Genomic DNA, 16,707 nt, shown 5'->3' with positions numbered 1-16,707 from the left:
CAGCACACATATGTCGACATTATAATTAAAATGTAAAGTTTACGAATGTAAACTAGAAAAAAGGAGGAAAAAGTATGGGAATCAATTTAAAAATATTTAGGATTAAAAAAGGTTTAAAGCAACAAGAACTGGCAGATAGAGTTGGTATATCAAGATATTATTTGTCAAACTTGGAAACAGGTAAGGCTAATAATCCAAGCAATGATTTGATGATTAAACTATCTAGAGCTTTAGATACAACAGTAGAAGAATTATTTTTTAGTAAGGAGGAGTAAAATATGAAAGAGAATAATAATTTAGAAGTTTTAAAGACATTACAAGCTACTTTAAACATTATTGTAAAGAATGAAGAAGAAGCACAAGAAAAAAAGCAAGGATATAAAATTATTGAAAATGCGAAAAGAAATAAAGCTGAACTTATAACATGTAAAGAAGCATCTAAGCTTTATCCTATAGGAGAATCAAAATTTAGGCAGTTATGTCATTCTAAAAATAAAGGTTTCCCTTGTATATGGATAAATAATCGAGTATACATAATAAAAAACAAATTGGATGATTGGTTTATTGAAAATGCAAATGGTATCAAGTTATAGTCTTAAAGTAGGTGTTTGCAATTGAGCAATAAAGGGTGGATAAAGCTTTACAGGGAGTTGTTGGATAAATCAATTTGGAAAGATATTAAACCAGAAAGAAAAGTAATATTAATAACTCTATTACTTATGGCTAGTCATAAAGAAAATCATGTTTTTATAGATAATAAAAGGATAAAAATAAAGTCTGGACAATTTATTTCTTCTTATAGCAAAATAGCTGAAAGATGTGGTAAAGGAGTTAGTTATCAAATGGTTAGAAGTTGTTTGTTGGTTTTTAAAAATGCTGGTTTTCTAACATACGAAACAACAAACAAATATATAGTCATAACTATTGAAAACTGGGAGCTTTACCAAGAGAACATAGAAAATCAACAACCTAATCAACAGACGATTAACAATCAATCAACAACAATCAAGAATATAAAGAATGAAAATAATATTATATATAGTGAAATTATAAGCAAATTTAACTCAACTTGTATTGAACTTTCAAAGGTCAAGAAACTAACAGACACAAGAAAGAGGAGAATAAATTCAATAATAAGAGAATATGATAAAGAAGCTGTATTAGAGGTTATAAATATAGTTAGTAAAACAAGTTTTCTGAATGGAAATAATAATACAGGATGGAAAGCAAATTTTGATTGGATAATGAATTCAAGTAATTTTACCAAGATACTAGAGGGCAATTATCATAGCAAGGAAATTGTCATAAATAAAGAGACAGGAATATATAATCCAGATGATTCACAATTAAAGTGGTAAGGAGGTTATATTATAAATAATTCAAACAACTTAATTAAAAATACAGAAGCAGAGCAATCAATATTAGGAAGCATTTTATTAGACTCAACAATAGTAGAAGAGTTAGAGCAAATGTTAAATGAAGACATGTTTTATCATGAGGAACATAAATACATATTTAATGCTATAAAAGAAATAAATAAGAGAAATGAAGTAATAGATATAATAACTCTTACAGAAGAATTAAAGAGAAAAGGTCATTTGAATAATATTGGAGGTATAAGCTATATTACCAGTTTGTCAACAATAGTCCCAACAGTATCAAATTTTATGAGTTATGTCAGTATAGTTATTGAAAAATATAAAAATAGAAATATAATTGATAAATTCAATAAATTCAGTCTTGGCGAAATAGATGATAATACCCTTATATATCAGTTAGAAAATGATATAAATAAAGCTAATCAGAAATTAATAAAAAAGGATTCAAGTATAACAGCCATATCAGAGAGAGCCTTTGAATATATAAATGATGAAGTAAATGAAGGTATTAAAACTGGAATAAAGTTCTTAGATGATACTATAGGAGGTTTATATGGTGGTGAACTAACTACAATAGCAGCTAAAAGTGGAAGAGGTAAAACAGCATTGGCGTTACAAATACTTAGAAATGTAATATTTCAAGGTAAGAAAGTACTTTTTATAAGTGGAGAAATGAGCGATATACAGATTTTGTTTAGAAATATAGCATCACTGACTGGAATATCAGTTGTAAAAATGAAAAATAGAAATCTAAATGATGATGAAATAGTCAAATATATACAAGCTTTAAGCATAATAAATCAAGAAAATAATCTTTATATAAATGACTCTGTAAATACAGTATCAGGAATAAAGAGAGAAATAAAGAATATTAAGCCTAGTTTAGTAATAATTGATTATTTGCAGATTTTGGATTATGAGGGTAAAGAAGTAGGAGAAGCTAAATTCGCTGACTTATCAAGGCAAATAAAAAAGATTACTTTAGATTTTAATATACCAGTTATTCAGCTTGCTCAATTAAATGATGAATTGAAAGATGAAAGACCTAAAGGGGATAGAGTAATGAGAAGCTCAAAGCAGATATATATGGATTCTAATTCAGTTATATATATTCATAGACCTACAGAAAAAGAAGCTCTTAATTATTGTAAGACAATGGGAATTGAGGATATAAGAGAGCTGAGACGAAGAGAAAAAGGTTTTGGTGCTAATTTAAGTGAGATTATTGTTGCTAAAAATAGAGATGGTGAGTCAGGATTTAGGCCATATTGGTATATAGGAAATTTGTTTTCTTTTGAAGAATGTAAGAAGATACAAGAGATATAAAAAAGAAGCATGATTTATTGAGTAATAGATAAATTATGTTTCAAGGAGTTTTGAATGGTAAATATATAAAACTTAATTAGATGTAATATAGATTAAAATATATTGAGTTTAGATTTAAACACTTATTAGAAAAAGGTAGTTGCCATATAAATATAACAACTACCTTTATAAATTAGGTACTTAATGTACACTAACCTAACAACTTAAGTATATATTAAGTGCTTGATGAAAGTCAAGGAGGTACTAAAATGTATGATGAAATTATAGAAATATATTTTGATTATTGGATAAATGAACACATGTATAGAGATATTTTAGAAAAAGATGAGTATTATATTGAATGTTGGAAAGAGGTTAAAAAAATTAATGAGTTATTGGAAAAAAGTTTAGAAGATGATAAGAAGTGTGTGTTGGTTGAATTAAATGATTTGTTTAATTCATTAATAGAATTTGAAAGGGAACTTGGTTATAAATTTGGATTTAAAGCAGGAGCAAAATTTATAATAGAATTAATGGATTAATTTACTTATGCTTGTAAGTTAATTCTATAATAATAAATTAAAGAGGACATTAAAAATGTCCTCTTTAATTTATTATTACATTGTATACTATATATAATGCGTTTTTTATATTTGAAATTTAAGATGTTTTTTGAATTTATTATAGTCACTATAATATTTATATGTTATTAACTCTTTATACAATACAAAATTATGATTATATTAGAGAAGTTTTGTATAGTAGGAGTGTATGTATTCAGGATGACAGAATAAATATATCTATTACATAACAAACAAAATTATATATATTTATACTTTATATATAATTATAATTTACTATAATATAAAATAATGGTTTTTTTTACATAAAGGGATCTCAAAGAAATAAATAGCATTTATAATATAAGTGTAGTATAAAAGAGTATATTAGAAGGAGTTTTAAAATTATGTCAAATGATTGTTTGATAGATGAATTAAAGAAATTAAAAGAATCATCAAAGGAAGCAGTAGAAAATATTTCAGATTTTAGTAGTTTTAAAAAATATATGCATGTTAAAAGACAAGTAGAAAACGAATTACTTGATATTATAAGATATACAGCTGATTCTAATAAAGCTGAGTTGATATTGGTATGTGGTGGAGTAGGAGATGGCAAATCGCATTTAATATCATATTTAAATAACAAATATCCAGAAATTATGTCAAAGTTTATAATTCATAATGATGCTACAGAAAGTTTTGAACCAAATAAAACATCAATAGATACACTTAATGATGTACTTGATGATTTTTCAGATAAGAAAATGGATAATTCAGATAAAAAGTTAGTATTAGCAATAAATTTAGGGGCACTTAGTAATTTTCTTGAATCAGAATATGTTAATAAATTTACTAAATTAAGAGAGTTTGTTGAAAATAAAGGAATACTTAATATATTTATATCAGAAGATGATTATGATAAAAGTTCGAATTTTCATTTTGTTAATTTTAGTGATTATCATATATATACTTTGAATGCAGATAAACCTAAATCTAGATATATAGAATCTATAATTAATAAAATAATAGCAGAAGATAATCAAAATATATTTATAAATAGTTATAAAACAAATTGTACAAATTGTATTGTCAATTATAAATGTCCGATTAAAAATAATTATGAAATGTTAATGAGAGACTCAGTGAGAGAAACCTTGGTGGACATATTGATAGAATCTACAGTTAAATATAAAATTATAATTTCAACAAGGTCTCTTTTGAATTTTATATATGATTTTATTGTTAATGTTGATTTAGATAATAAAAATAACAAAAACTTAATTAAGTTTATAGAAGAACTAAATTATGAAGCATTCATAAAATATATATTTGTATCTAATTTATATAATCATAGTGAGTTATCTCATATTTTAAATGCAGTAAATAAAATTGACCCTATAAATATCACATCAGAAAACCTAGACAATATAATCATTAAGCTTAGTAATACAAAAGATATGACAATACTATTTAATCAATATCTGAATTTGAGTAAAAACAGTTATCTAGAAAGTTCTATGACAAATAGAGAAATAATAGAGTCAGCTTTGAATTCTTCAGAGAATGAAATGAGTAGGAAAATATTAAAATATAATATAATAAATACATTTATAAGACTACATATATTTATACCTAAGAATAATTTACAGTTAAGAGACGAGATATATATAAGTTACATGAGAAATTTATACCATTTTAACAAAGGAGAAAAAACTTATTTAAGTAATTTATATGATGATATTAAAGAAGCTTTGTATAGTTGGAATGGAAGTGTTCAGGATGACAGAATAAATATGTCCATTGGAAAAAATCAGATGAGATATAAAATAAGTCAAAGGCTAAATATAATTCCAGATTTAAGCAAATTAAGAAAATGTAGTGAGGAAGAATTACACAAGTTTAAGCCAAGTTTAGAGATAGGGTATAAAAATGATGAAAAAGAAAATCAAGATACTTGTACAATAGATATAGATTTTAATTTATATAAGTTATTAATGAGAGTAAAATATGGATATACGCCAAACAATAATGATAAATATACTTACATAAATTTCGTAGTATTTATGAATAAGATACATAAATTAGGAAATCAAAACAGAGAACTATATATAGAAGATAGATTAGGAGATACTGTGTCTAAATATAAATTAACATATGATAAAGAATTCGATAAATTCAAATTTATAAGAGTAAATGGGGTGAAGGCATGCAACTTATAATAAATAAAGAATACTTTAAACAAAATTATATGATAGATAAAGGTATCGCGAGACATAATAGTGTCAAAAACATAGTTATACTCCCATATACAACTACAAATAAAGAAAAATCGAAACTTAAAGAAAAGGTAAAAAGATTTGAGTATTGTGTTGGAGAATTCTGTAGGTTGGTATATAACAAGAAAATGAACATAAAAGAAAGACAGTTAAAAGATATAAAGTCACTTATAAAAGACATAAATGTGAATTCTTCTGATGATAGTGTACAACTTGAGAGTATAATAAGAGAATTATTTTTGGATGAAGAAGAAAATATGTATATATTTCATCCAAAGCTTTTAAATTATATACATATGCCATCTGATAGTTATTATAAAAAATTATCTAGATTTTTATATGATGTTTTATTAAATAATACAGATAATATAACTATAAAAAATAAAATAAATAAATGTTTTGAATATGAACCTGATAATATTATGGAACTTATTATATTAAAAAATCTTCCTGAACTTGAAAATGAAGAGACATCTGAATCAATTTATAAATGTATATGTAAAAATGTATCTAAATTATTCCAAGAAGATTTAGAATTTATGCTTAATTATCCAGAATTAATTATAAACGAGTTTGAAAGATTATTAAAGTACTATTATTTTTTCTATGTATCACAATTATCAATAAAATTATCTAACTTTTTTGATGGAGATAAAGATAGAACTGAAAAAGTATATTTTATTTTAAGTTGGGAAAAAGCATCTAAAACAAGGATAAGTTATAAAATGGGATGGAAAAAGTTAGAAAGTCATATTAGAATGTTATTTAGTCATGTTCATACATTGGAGATATTAAATACTAATAATGACATCAGTAAGTATGATTATGTAGATTTAAATAAAATTATAAAAAATCTATCAGAAAATGAAAGACTTAGGTTATATGAAAATATAATAGATATAAAAGATACTTATGTCAAGTCAATTACTGATGTACAATGGGATGATTATGATGAACAAACTCCAAGTTATAAGAATGATAACATAAAAAAAGAAATATATGATTTACATAAAAGAATAGATTATCAGTTCAAGAAATCTTCAAGAGAGGCTAACTATAAGAGGTATAAAAATTTATTTGAAGAGTATTGTAAATTAAATTTTTTAAAAAAAGCAGGGCCATTGGGAAATGTATTGAAAATTAATCAAGAAGAACTGTTATTTATGACAAAATTATGTATGAAAAATAAGCCAAAGATAAAATTAAAGGAATTATTTGAAGAATATGAAAAAAGAGGAATTTATTTTGATAGAGATTCTCAAAGTAAAGTAGTAGAGTTATTTGAAAAATTAAATATAATAGAAAAAAAGAGTGATAGTGGGGATGCACAATATGTCAGATCAATTTTATAGATATATAGCTAAAAATCTAGTTGAATATTTTGAATCTAGAGAAATAAAAAGTGGTGATAAATTTAATATACAGTTTGAAAGAGAAGAACAAGTTAAAATTATGTATGATGTTTTAGAGAAAGAAAGTAATAGTAGACCATTTACATATAATATAATGAATGGATCAAAATATCAGACTTTTAGTATGAATGTCAGTGGTATTCAATTAATAGTTGCTTCAAATAATAATACAACCAATGATTTTTTAATTAGACTTAGAAATCTTATAGGAAATGTAGCTAGCGATGAATTTAAAGATTCAGCCATATTATTTATACATAATATGACATTAGATAGTTTAATAAGAGGAACAGAAAGTTTGCAAAAAGAAGGTATGCCATTTCATACAAAAACTTTAGAAAAGGACATACAAAATAAATTAGAAAATGATAAATTAAAAGAAGATATTAAACATATACTTTATTTTGTACTTGATAGAATGAATAAAAGCATATTAGAAGATAATTCATCAATATTTCAATATGAAAATATATTAGATATATTAAATAAAGGAAGAATTGAAAAGAGCGAATATAGTAAATTTGGATTATTTTATGATGATAATATGTTAGACAACAAAAGTAGCAAGGCAATAAAAGAAAGACTATTAGATAATGAAAATCTGTTTTCTATTGTAAACTCTATACATCAGTATGGAGATCCTAAGCTGGAATTAGAGAAACATTTTGATTCAAAAGGTATAGATCTTTTAAAAGATGAGAATTGGAAGTATTCTACCTATAAAGATATAAAGTCATCTCAAGAAAGAATGAAAAACAATAAGGTAGAGTTATTATGTATAGAATGTGTTGAAAACCTAAAGCTTTGGAGTAAACCAGATATTGAAAATAAGTCAAAACGAAAAAACATATTATTATTTAATAAAGACAAACTTGATATTATAAATTTATGCATAAAATTTGATAAGAAAATTGAAAAAACAAGTTTTTCTATAGGTAAGATGTCTAAAACATATACAGAAGTAAAAGCAAGTGGAAATAAAGCTTATATAAGTATAAATATAAATATTTCAGAAACTACATTTACTAAAGTTAAATATAATGATGGTATAATAAAATATGAATTTAGAATTTGTATAGTATCTTGTGATGAGAATATATTAAATGATATAAAAAGTAATTATGGAATTGTTATTAATTCAAAAAGAAGTATGTTAGTTACTAACACAGATAATGATACAATAGTAATAAACCCAAAAGGTATAATTGAGAGAAAAATACAAATAGATGAGTTTGAAAATGAAATTAATCTTGAAGAAGAAGAAAGGCTAGATTTAGAACTTAATGTTGAATTGGAAGAAGATGTTGAATTTATAAAAATTGATGTAGTATATGATCAATCTGTAATTACCATAGTTAAACAAGAAGAAAAAGAACAACCAATTTCTATAAGTGGAATGAAAACCTGGAAATTAAAGAGAGAACGAAAGGAGAGTTTTAAATATTTAGGTAATAGTAAAATTGTACAAGGTACTAGTGAATATTTTCCAAAAGAAAATTTTAAAGAAAATTTGCAAATAGAAAAATATATCATAGAAAATAATATAATGCATTGTACTATTTCAGAAGAAAAATATAAAATAATAGAATTAGATGTAGATTCCAGAATAAAAGAAGCATACAAAAACCTTATAAGTTACTATAAAGTAAATGATTGTATCCCAAGCTTGGCATATTATGATGTGGATTTAGTTAACATATCAAAAAATTATATAAATACTATATTAGAAGTGTTTGAAGATATAAAAAATGGCAAAGTATTATCTAAGGAGCGACTTAATATAGCTAAGGTAGGGACTATACATAGAATAGATAAAGAAGAAGAATTATTTTTAACGCCATTACATCCAGTAAATGTGGCTTACCAATTAATGATAAATAATGTTATAGGTGATGAAGAAGTTAAAGAAGGAATCTTAAAACTATTGGGCTCGAAGTATCTAATGCCCTATATATATAAAGGTAAGAATAGTTTATATAAGGTAGTAGATCAAAGACATTCACCAGAGTGGACATACTATGTTGATCATGACATGAGTAGATATAAGGGATCTAGAGATTATGTCTCTAAATTGACAAAGGAAAAAATAAATGAATTTATAGAACATTTTACATATTTATTTAGGAATATAAGTAAATCAGTAATGAAGATAAAGCTAATAAATTTAGGTGATTGTAAAGAAGTATTACTTGGTATATTTGATTATTACGTAAAGAAATTAGGGAAAGGTGAGGAAATAAATAACTTAATATCGATAGATATTTATATATATGGAGATAAAAGTATTATAAATTCATTTGAAGAAATAGCATTTTATAATTCAATAAATGATATAAAAAAACATTTTAATGTAAATTTGAGTGTAGACAATTACTCTGAAGAAGATGTATTAAATTTATTTAGAGATAAAGTTAAATTTTACAAAAAAGATAAAATGTCAGATTTATATGAGTATTCCCATTTGACTTTATATCAAATGGATAAGGATGTAAATATAACAAGTAGCTCTATGGGTGATATAAAAACAGGTGTATCATTAAATGGATTGGTTGCAGGAGTTCCATCAATATATTTAGAAGATACTTATAGGACTGGATTTGGATCTAAGTTTATGGCTACAACTAAAAATGAACTGTTAAATATTTCAATGAAGTTTAATTCACTTACAAAATCAATAGGAACTGGAGATCCATTTAACGATAATCTGAGTGTGACAACATCAATAAGTGAAAACAATAGTTCATTTTTAAATAAAATTTATAAGACATCTCATTGGGTTACTTTTATAGATCCAAAAGTGGATTTAAATTTTTTTAAGGATGATGAGAATTCAAATGACTTATTAATAATACATTATAGTGATCAATATACAACATCTAGTGGATATGATGCTATAACAGTTACTAGAAAATCTGAACAATATAAATTTATAATTGAAGAATTTCTAAATAGTAAAGATATTAAAGTGGAAGAAGACACAGTCCCTAATTTGATCAATTATTTCAATGCTATAAATGGAGATTGGTTATTAAGGCTTATATCTAGTAAATCTCAGTTTCCTAGAGAAAAATTAAGCATATTATCAGCTATAAAAATAAGCTTAGCTTATTTTTATCATCCAAATATAATATGGATACCAATATCTCTTGAAGAAATACTTAGAGTATCTGGTGGAGCTGGATTAAAGCAAGCAGGTGGTCCGTTTACTGTTAAGAAACTAACAGGAGATACTGGATCTTATTCAGATGACTTATTACTTGTTGGGATAGAAAATAAAAATAATAAAATAAAAGTATATTTTTATCCTGTTGAAGTGAAAATTGGAGATAATAATGAAAGTGTCATAAAAAAGGCAATAATTCAGGCTAATAAGACAAGAGATTTAATAGAAGAGTACTTGACTGAAAGCGAAAATGATTCCCAAAAATTTACAAAGCTTATGTACAGGAATTTTATGATACAACTAGCTATAGTAAGTGCACAAAAAATGAAGTTATATAATATATGGGATGAACAAAATTGGGATGATATAATAAATAGTGATATAAGAACAAACTTGTTGAATGATAATTATGAGATAAGTAATGATTTAGATGAATTTATAGGAAGAGGAGCTGTAATATCATTTAAAAAGGGAACTTATTATAATGGGAATTTAGGTAAAGAAGATAATATAACTATACTAAATCTCTCAGAACAAGAAGGATATAATAATATAGTAATGGATTTAGAGGAAATGAAGGAGAAGTATATTAGAGGAAAGAGTGATTTTGTTATACAAGAAATGCTTATAAATAAGTATTTAGATAGTACAATAGGTATACAAAATATGGGTAAAAATGTTATTTTAGATCCTGATGTTAAGCTAAATAAAACAAAAGATTATGATTGAAGTGGCTTAATGAAAATTATATTTGGAAATATAAAAAATAATAATAAAGAACTTGTTTGGGATCCAACAAATTCGATTAAAGTGCCTCATCCTAATACTGGTATAATAGGAACAATGGGAACTGGGAAAACACAGTTTACTAAATCCTTAGTAACACAAATTCATAGAGAACAAAAACATAATATAAATGGTAAACCAATAGGAATACTGATTTTTGATTATAAAGGTGACTATATAAAAGATGATTTTGTAGATGCAACAAATGCTAAGGTATATGAAATATATCATTTACCTTATAATCCACTAACTTTAATAATACCTGAAAGAAGAAAGCCACTACTACCTGTTCACACAGCGAATTCTTTAAAAGAGACAATAGCAAAAGCATTTGGTTTAGGACCTAAGCAAGAAGTTACTTTGAGAGAATTAATTATGAAAGCTTATGAAAAAAAAGGGATAAAAAAAGATGATGAAAATACATGGGTAAAATCATATCCTACAATGCAAGATGTACTATCTATATACCTTGATGATCAAGATATAAAAAAAGAAGATAAATTGTATGCAGCTCTTTCAAGTTTTAATGAGTTTGAAATATTTGAGCCAGATAGTGACAAGACTAAAAATTTATTTGATTTAATAAATGGAGTTACAGTTATAAATTTATCATATTATGATTCAGGAATACAAAATTTAGTAGTCGCTATAACTCTTGATTTATTCTATAGCCAAATGAAAGCACTTGGATCAAGTGATATAACTGGAAATGGAGAGTATAGACAATTAAATAAAATGATATTAGTAGATGAAGCTGATAATTTTTTGAGTAGAAACTTTACATCTATAAAAAATATATTGAAAGAAGGTAGAGAGTTTGGAGTAGGAACTATTCTATCAACACAACTTCTAAGTCATTTTTCAACTTCAGAAAATGAGTATCAGAATTATATTTCAACTTGGATAGTACATAATGTATCAGATATAAATAACAAAGACATAAGATATATATTTAATTCTAAGAATAAAAGTGAAGAAGATAACATATATAATAAGATAAAGAATCTAGCTAAACATGAAAGCTTAGTCAAAATGCCTAGTGAGAACGCACCTATATATATTAGAGATAAAGCATTTTGGGAACTTAATAAATAAAATAAGTGAATTTAGAAAAAATATTTATAATTAAAATATAGGATAGACAATTTTATTTATTGTCTATCCTATGTTTTAATTTATTTATGTTTTAATAAATATTAATCAATTTATAGATTATTATTTTCCTTTACTATTTGGGTGATAAAGTGTTCTAAGTTGCTTGAATAATTATATCTGTTTTTAAGCATAAGAGCACCTCTATCTATATGAAGCTTAACTTGATTAGGAAAGTATTCATCATCACTTAAATGTCTACCTGCATGCTGTTCAAGTAAAGTTTTAAATAGAACATCATATTGATTGGTTATAGTTTGTCTATTAAGTTCAAGACCATTATTATCAATGCTTTCATAGTGATCAATTGTCTCACTATCACTTAGTGAGATTGAGATAGCTAGTTTGCAAAGAGCAAATGGTTTCAAATTCATTCTAGATCCTAATTCTTCAAATATTTCTTTTGTCTGCACTGATGTTTTAAGTCTAAATCCCATAATTACACCTCGAAAAAGTATCCTTTATTTTGTATAGTTTTTTTATTTTTGTTATCATATTCAATCAAGTATTCATTACTTAACTTATGCTTTATTATCTTATATGATTTTTCATCTATTTCAGTATTAGTAGATAGTATTATAACTTGATCACTTATTGTAGAAAAATATTCACTAGTAATATTATTTCTATGAGTATCATCTATCCTAGCATAAGGTGTATCTATAATAAATGGTATTTCTATCTCTGAAGATTTAAGTAAAGCCCAATATAAACAAAGAATGTATATTTGTTTTTCACCACTAGAGAATTCGTCTATGTCAACTTTAGTTCTTAGATTTAAAAATGTAGATTGAGTATTAACTTTTATAGCATTGAATAGATCATCCTTATCTTTTACACTATATAAGTTAAATAAATCCTCGAAAAATAATTTTCCCAACTTCTTCTCCATTTCTTCAGATCCTATATTTTCTACTAAATTTTCAAGTTCTAAAGAGTTATATATTTTATTTATATATAAAGAAATATTAAAGTTGGCATCAATATCTATAGAGCTAATAAAATTGTCTTTTTGAATAACCCTTTTAAATATATACATAAAATTATCTTGAACTAGTTTAATTTTAGTTTCTGTTAATGTTGTTATTATTTCATCTAACATAAGTATAAGGTTAGAAGATATATCAACAATATTATTATGTTGAAGTAAATATATATATTTAGCCTTAGATTTATCTCTTTTAGTGCTAGTCTCAGCTATTTCAAGTCTTAATTTATCTAAAGAAGTAACTAGCAAATTCTTTGATTTTAATAAAGAATCAATTTTATTTGATAAACTAGATATATCATTTATATATGTATTCAAAGTTTCATCTTTAAAGCTAGTATTTAACTTATGTCTTATATCTGCTAATTCATTTGAAATACTTCTATGTTCTTCAAAGGAATTAACGATAGAATTATTATCAAAATTTAGAATGGTATTTATCAAAGATAATAATTTACTACTTTCATCATTAGAAAGGTTATGGATAGATTCAAAGTTCTCTTCATAACTATCTGGTTTTATATCTTCTATTAAAGCCTCAGAAACAGTTAGAGCTATTTCATCTAATGAGGAAGACATGATCTTATCTGAAAGTAGACTTTTTATATACTCAATATTTAATTTATCTTTAAGATGAGAATATAATATACTATCATTCTCTACTTTAAGTTGTTTTTCTAAGTTTAATATTTGTTTTTTTATAATTAAAAAGGGAAGTATGTCATTACAAAAATCTTTTATATTTTGATTAATTATAAACCTATTTCCTTCTAATTCAGCAATTCTAGAATTAAGTATTTCTCTTTCTTCTGCTAAAATTCCACCTTTTTTTCTGAATTCTTTCTTTATTTTTAATTGTTCTTGTTGTAACTTCTCAATTTCACTTGAAATTTTTTCTAATTCATAAGATAGATTTTTTTCTTGAGAGTTTAAATTGTTGATTTCAGCTTCTAAATTTAAATAGTCATCTTTTATAACATTAATCTCATCTGAAACATTCTTATTGGATCTGTTAGTTGAGATTAACATTTTTTTTAAAATATCAAATGTATCAAAATTACAAAGAGATAATAAAGATTCTTTTAGATGTATATTTGAATTTTTACCTATAAAGAAATCATACAAATGTTCTCCATCAAAAAAGAAAAAGTCAAATATTTTAGGAGAAATAATAGATGTAATATAATTCTCAAAATAGTTAAGTTCATCAGTATTTAATGGTGTAATTGAAAAATTTTTATAAACTGAAAATGTCTCATTTAATTTTTTATCTTTAAAAGTCCATTGTCTAATTAAAGTATAGGTGTTTTTTTCAGTACCTTCACTGATTTCTATATCTACTGATACTAAAGTATCAACCTTACTATTTCTTAAAGAATTATTATTTATATTAGATTTAACTCGAGATATATATGAAGAGTTGAAACCTTGATATTTATAAGCTATAGGTCCATATATACATAGCTTTATAGCCTCAAATATTGTGGATTTACCAGCACCATTTTTACCACCTATCAATATAATGTTTTTGTCACTAGTAGTATTTAGATTGAAGGTGGTTTCTTCCTCATAAGATCTGAAATTTTTTAATACAAGTTTATTTATTTTCATATTTTAACTCCTTGTTGCTTTCTTCTTCAATCTTTTCAATAATATCTTGATGAAGCCACTGTTGATTTAATATTCTTTCTATGGAAGTTTTTAATTTAGTATTATTACTAAAATATTTGTATTTATTTGTATCTATCATTAATTTATTAAATAAATCAATATTTATATCATACTCACTACATTTTTCAGATATAATATTTAAAGTAAGGTCATCAAATACTGGTTTTTTATATTCAGACCATGGTAGGTTTTTACCTACAACTTCCTTATATATTTTTGATAATATATTACCAGTTAAGTCTTCTTCGTTATCCCAAATCTCATCTATAGCTTTAAGTTCTCCTAATTGTATAAGTTGTAAATCAGGATAAAATTTTTGCATTTCAAGTTGAGTTTCTAAAAGTTTTCTTAAAATAGTTTGTCTTGCTTCAAATGTAAATGGTCCAAACATGATTCTACCATCTTTTTTGATGACAGAGCCATTTCTTTTATGTTTTTTACGATTTTTAGGTTTATCTCTCTCAGAAATTAGCCAACTTCTGAATTCCAAAAGTGGCTTTAATTCATCATGACCAGATTCAATAAATCCATTTAATGATTTGTCTTCTTTTACAACAGTACAAATCCAACATCCAAACCTACTATTTCCACAGCTACTTTTAGCACTAGCTTCATCTGCTATAAATGGGCATTCATCTGAGTCACCAGAACCTTTCATATACATCTGAAATAATTCCATAGCATCAGTTCCCCATGAAGTAGATGGAGATGGTCCAAATTCACCACCAAAATCTATGAAATTATCATTTTGATGATAGAGTACATCCCAAACATCTGCTGTACTAAAATTGACTATAGGAGTATACACATAAGCTAGTTTATTTTTACCTCTTAAGGTTTCATGTGGGGTAAGAAGGTAACCTTCTATTTCTCTTTTTTCTATCCTTGATTTTCTAGCGGAACTTTCTTCTTTACGAACTCCAAGCAGTACAATAACATCTTTTTGTTCAAGTTTTTCTTTTATAAATTTATTTGATGGTTTTATCTTAAGCCTTTCAGTACACCAACGATATTTAATAGACTTTGGAGTAGGGTAACCTCTACCAATTATATTAGCCCAAAAACTATCATTGAGTTCTGGGTATACAATCTGTGCACTTATAGGTAAATCATGTTCAGTAGCACTTTCATTTATCTTGTCTATATTATTTTTTAGATAATCAAGTATTATTGGATTTTCTATAAGTGTATCAGATGAGATTACATAAATCTCTTTATGTCTTTTTTCTTTGGGTAGTCTTTTAAGCATTCTAAATGTAAGTTCAACTACACAAGAACTATCTTTTCCAGAACTATATCCGATTATCCAAGGTCTATCATCATTAAGATATACGGCCTGCATTTCATCATATAAATCCTCTAAATTGTTGTTATCTAGGTAATTAACAGCCATATATTAAGTATCCTTTCTATAAGAGTATAGCTAAGATCTTTACATAATACTCCTATTTTAATTTATATATAATTATATCACAATATATATTTAGAGAATAGATTAGTTTACATTTACATAAGTACAATAAAATATAAATTTAATTAAACATAGAATTGTTATAATTTTAAGAAAATATATTTAAAAATTAGAGTATAAGAATGTACATACTTGAATCTCATAAATGTATATAAAGATATGTATAAATAAAAATAGTATCTACTTAGAATAGTTACTCTATTTAAGATTTATTATATTATAGATTGACTAAACAATAGACATTTATTAATGACTCAATTTATAGAACTTAAGAAATCATACCCCAATCATACCCCAATTACACAAATATATGCATAAAAAAGTTATAAAAAAAGAAAATTTAACTTTATATAAATAGCTATATACCTACATTTACAAAAACCAACAAAACAATCAAATAACCACTTATAGACTCCCCTCGTCTCCACCATTGAAATCCACGAAAACCGTATTGACGAAAAGTCAATACGGTTTTATTATGAATATAAATACTAAGGGACTAAATAGTCAATAAAGATTAATATTATTAGATATAATAAGATGT

The 16,707-nt window shown here is 24.8% G+C and carries 12 protein-coding genes; 9 read left to right on the top strand and 3 right to left on the bottom strand.

From position 1 onward, the window contains the following. Positions 1-74 precede the first annotated feature (74 nt). From ACTG44_RS17520 to ACTG44_RS17480, 9 genes are all read left to right on the top strand, one after another. Positions 75-275: a helix-turn-helix transcriptional regulator gene (locus ACTG44_RS17520; RefSeq protein ID WP_009891540.1), complete on the top strand. Its 201-nt coding sequence runs from the start codon at positions 75-77 to the stop codon at positions 273-275. A gap of 3 nt (positions 276-278) precedes the next feature. Beyond that, complete coding sequence (locus ACTG44_RS17515) at positions 279-593, top strand: hypothetical protein (RefSeq protein ID WP_003433761.1); 315 nt, start codon at positions 279-281, stop codon at positions 591-593. Between the two features lie 60 nt (positions 594-653). Continuing rightward, positions 654-1,358 (top strand): hypothetical protein, encoded by a 705-nt coding sequence (locus tag ACTG44_RS17510; RefSeq protein WP_021407451.1) that lies wholly within the window; start codon positions 654-656, stop codon positions 1,356-1,358. A 9-nt stretch (positions 1,359-1,367) separates the two neighbouring features. Then, entirely contained in the window at positions 1,368-2,705 is a 1,338-nt protein-coding gene (locus ACTG44_RS17505; RefSeq protein ID WP_479921706.1) for a replicative DNA helicase, read from the top strand. A 248-nt stretch (positions 2,706-2,953) separates the two neighbouring features. After that, positions 2,954-3,226 (top strand): DUF6809 family protein, encoded by a 273-nt coding sequence (locus tag ACTG44_RS17500; protein ID WP_479920941.1) that lies wholly within the window; start codon positions 2,954-2,956, stop codon positions 3,224-3,226. A 425-nt stretch (positions 3,227-3,651) separates the two neighbouring features. After that, positions 3,652-5,463, top strand: coding sequence for a DNA phosphorothioation-dependent restriction protein DptF (gene dptF, locus ACTG44_RS17495; RefSeq protein ID WP_169470060.1), 1,812 nt, complete (start codon positions 3,652-3,654; stop codon positions 5,461-5,463). Next, entirely contained in the window at positions 5,451-6,872 is a 1,422-nt protein-coding gene (gene dptG, locus ACTG44_RS17490) for a DNA phosphorothioation-dependent restriction protein DptG (protein WP_479920940.1), read from the top strand. Before dptF ends, dptG begins: the two co-directional genes overlap by 13 nt. Then, positions 6,853-10,824: a DNA phosphorothioation-dependent restriction protein DptH gene (gene dptH / locus ACTG44_RS17485; protein WP_169469077.1), complete on the top strand. Its 3,972-nt coding sequence runs from the start codon at positions 6,853-6,855 to the stop codon at positions 10,822-10,824. Before dptG ends, dptH begins: the two co-directional genes overlap by 20 nt. Positions 10,825-10,833: 9 nt before the next feature. Next, positions 10,834-11,976 carry an ATP-binding protein gene (locus ACTG44_RS17480; protein ID WP_479920939.1) on the top strand — a complete coding sequence of 381 codons (1,143 nt, stop codon included), beginning with the start codon at positions 10,834-10,836 and terminating at the stop codon, positions 11,974-11,976. A 110-nt stretch (positions 11,977-12,086) separates the two neighbouring features. On the opposite strand, the gene ACTG44_RS17475 is transcribed toward ACTG44_RS17480, so the two are convergent. Genes ACTG44_RS17475 through dndC form a run of 3 tightly spaced genes read right to left on the bottom strand, consistent with a single transcriptional unit; the run spans position 12,087 to position 16,085 of the window. Continuing rightward, complete coding sequence (locus ACTG44_RS17475; RefSeq protein ID WP_169469082.1) at positions 12,087-12,470, bottom strand: DndE family protein; 384 nt, start codon at positions 12,468-12,470, stop codon at positions 12,087-12,089. A 2-nt stretch (positions 12,471-12,472) separates the two neighbouring features. Then, a complete protein-coding gene (locus tag ACTG44_RS17470) occupies positions 12,473-14,632 on the bottom strand; it encodes an AAA family ATPase (RefSeq protein WP_479920938.1) in 2,160 nt (719 codons plus the stop codon). Beyond that, the gene (gene dndC / locus ACTG44_RS17465; RefSeq protein WP_276198327.1) at positions 14,619-16,085 is read right to left on the bottom strand and encodes a DNA phosphorothioation system sulfurtransferase DndC; all 1,467 of its coding nucleotides are present in this window, start codon (positions 16,083-16,085) and stop codon (positions 14,619-14,621) included. The genes ACTG44_RS17470 and dndC overlap by 14 nt, the downstream gene beginning before the upstream one ends. Between the last annotated feature and the right edge of the window lie 622 nt (positions 16,086-16,707).

The sequence above is a fragment of the Clostridioides sp. LIBA-2809 genome (genome assembly GCF_056688965.1).
Note: the sequence above shows the minus strand (reverse complement) of the source record. Positions and strands in the feature narration are given on the sequence as shown.

Coding starts and splice junctions, on each gene's coding strand:
- ACTG44_RS17520 (WP_009891540.1), top strand. CDS start 75: ATGGGAATCAATTTAAAAATATTTAGGATTAAAAAAGGTTTAAAGCAA.
- ACTG44_RS17515 (WP_003433761.1), top strand. CDS start 279: ATGAAAGAGAATAATAATTTAGAAGTTTTAAAGACATTACAAGCTACT.
- ACTG44_RS17500 (WP_479920941.1), top strand. CDS start 2,954: ATGTATGATGAAATTATAGAAATATATTTTGATTATTGGATAAATGAA.
- dptF (WP_169470060.1), top strand. CDS start 3,652: ATGTCAAATGATTGTTTGATAGATGAATTAAAGAAATTAAAAGAATCA.
- dptG (WP_479920940.1), top strand. CDS start 5,451: ATGCAACTTATAATAAATAAAGAATACTTTAAACAAAATTATATGATA.
- dptH (WP_169469077.1), top strand. CDS start 6,853: ATGTCAGATCAATTTTATAGATATATAGCTAAAAATCTAGTTGAATAT.
- ACTG44_RS17480 (WP_479920939.1), top strand. CDS start 10,834: ATGAAAATTATATTTGGAAATATAAAAAATAATAATAAAGAACTTGTT.
- ACTG44_RS17475 (WP_169469082.1), bottom strand. CDS start 12,470: ATGGGATTTAGACTTAAAACATCAGTGCAGACAAAAGAAATATTTGAA.
- ACTG44_RS17470 (WP_479920938.1), bottom strand. CDS start 14,632: ATGAAAATAAATAAACTTGTATTAAAAAATTTCAGATCTTATGAGGAA.
- dndC (WP_276198327.1), bottom strand. CDS start 16,085: ATGGCTGTTAATTACCTAGATAACAACAATTTAGAGGATTTATATGAT.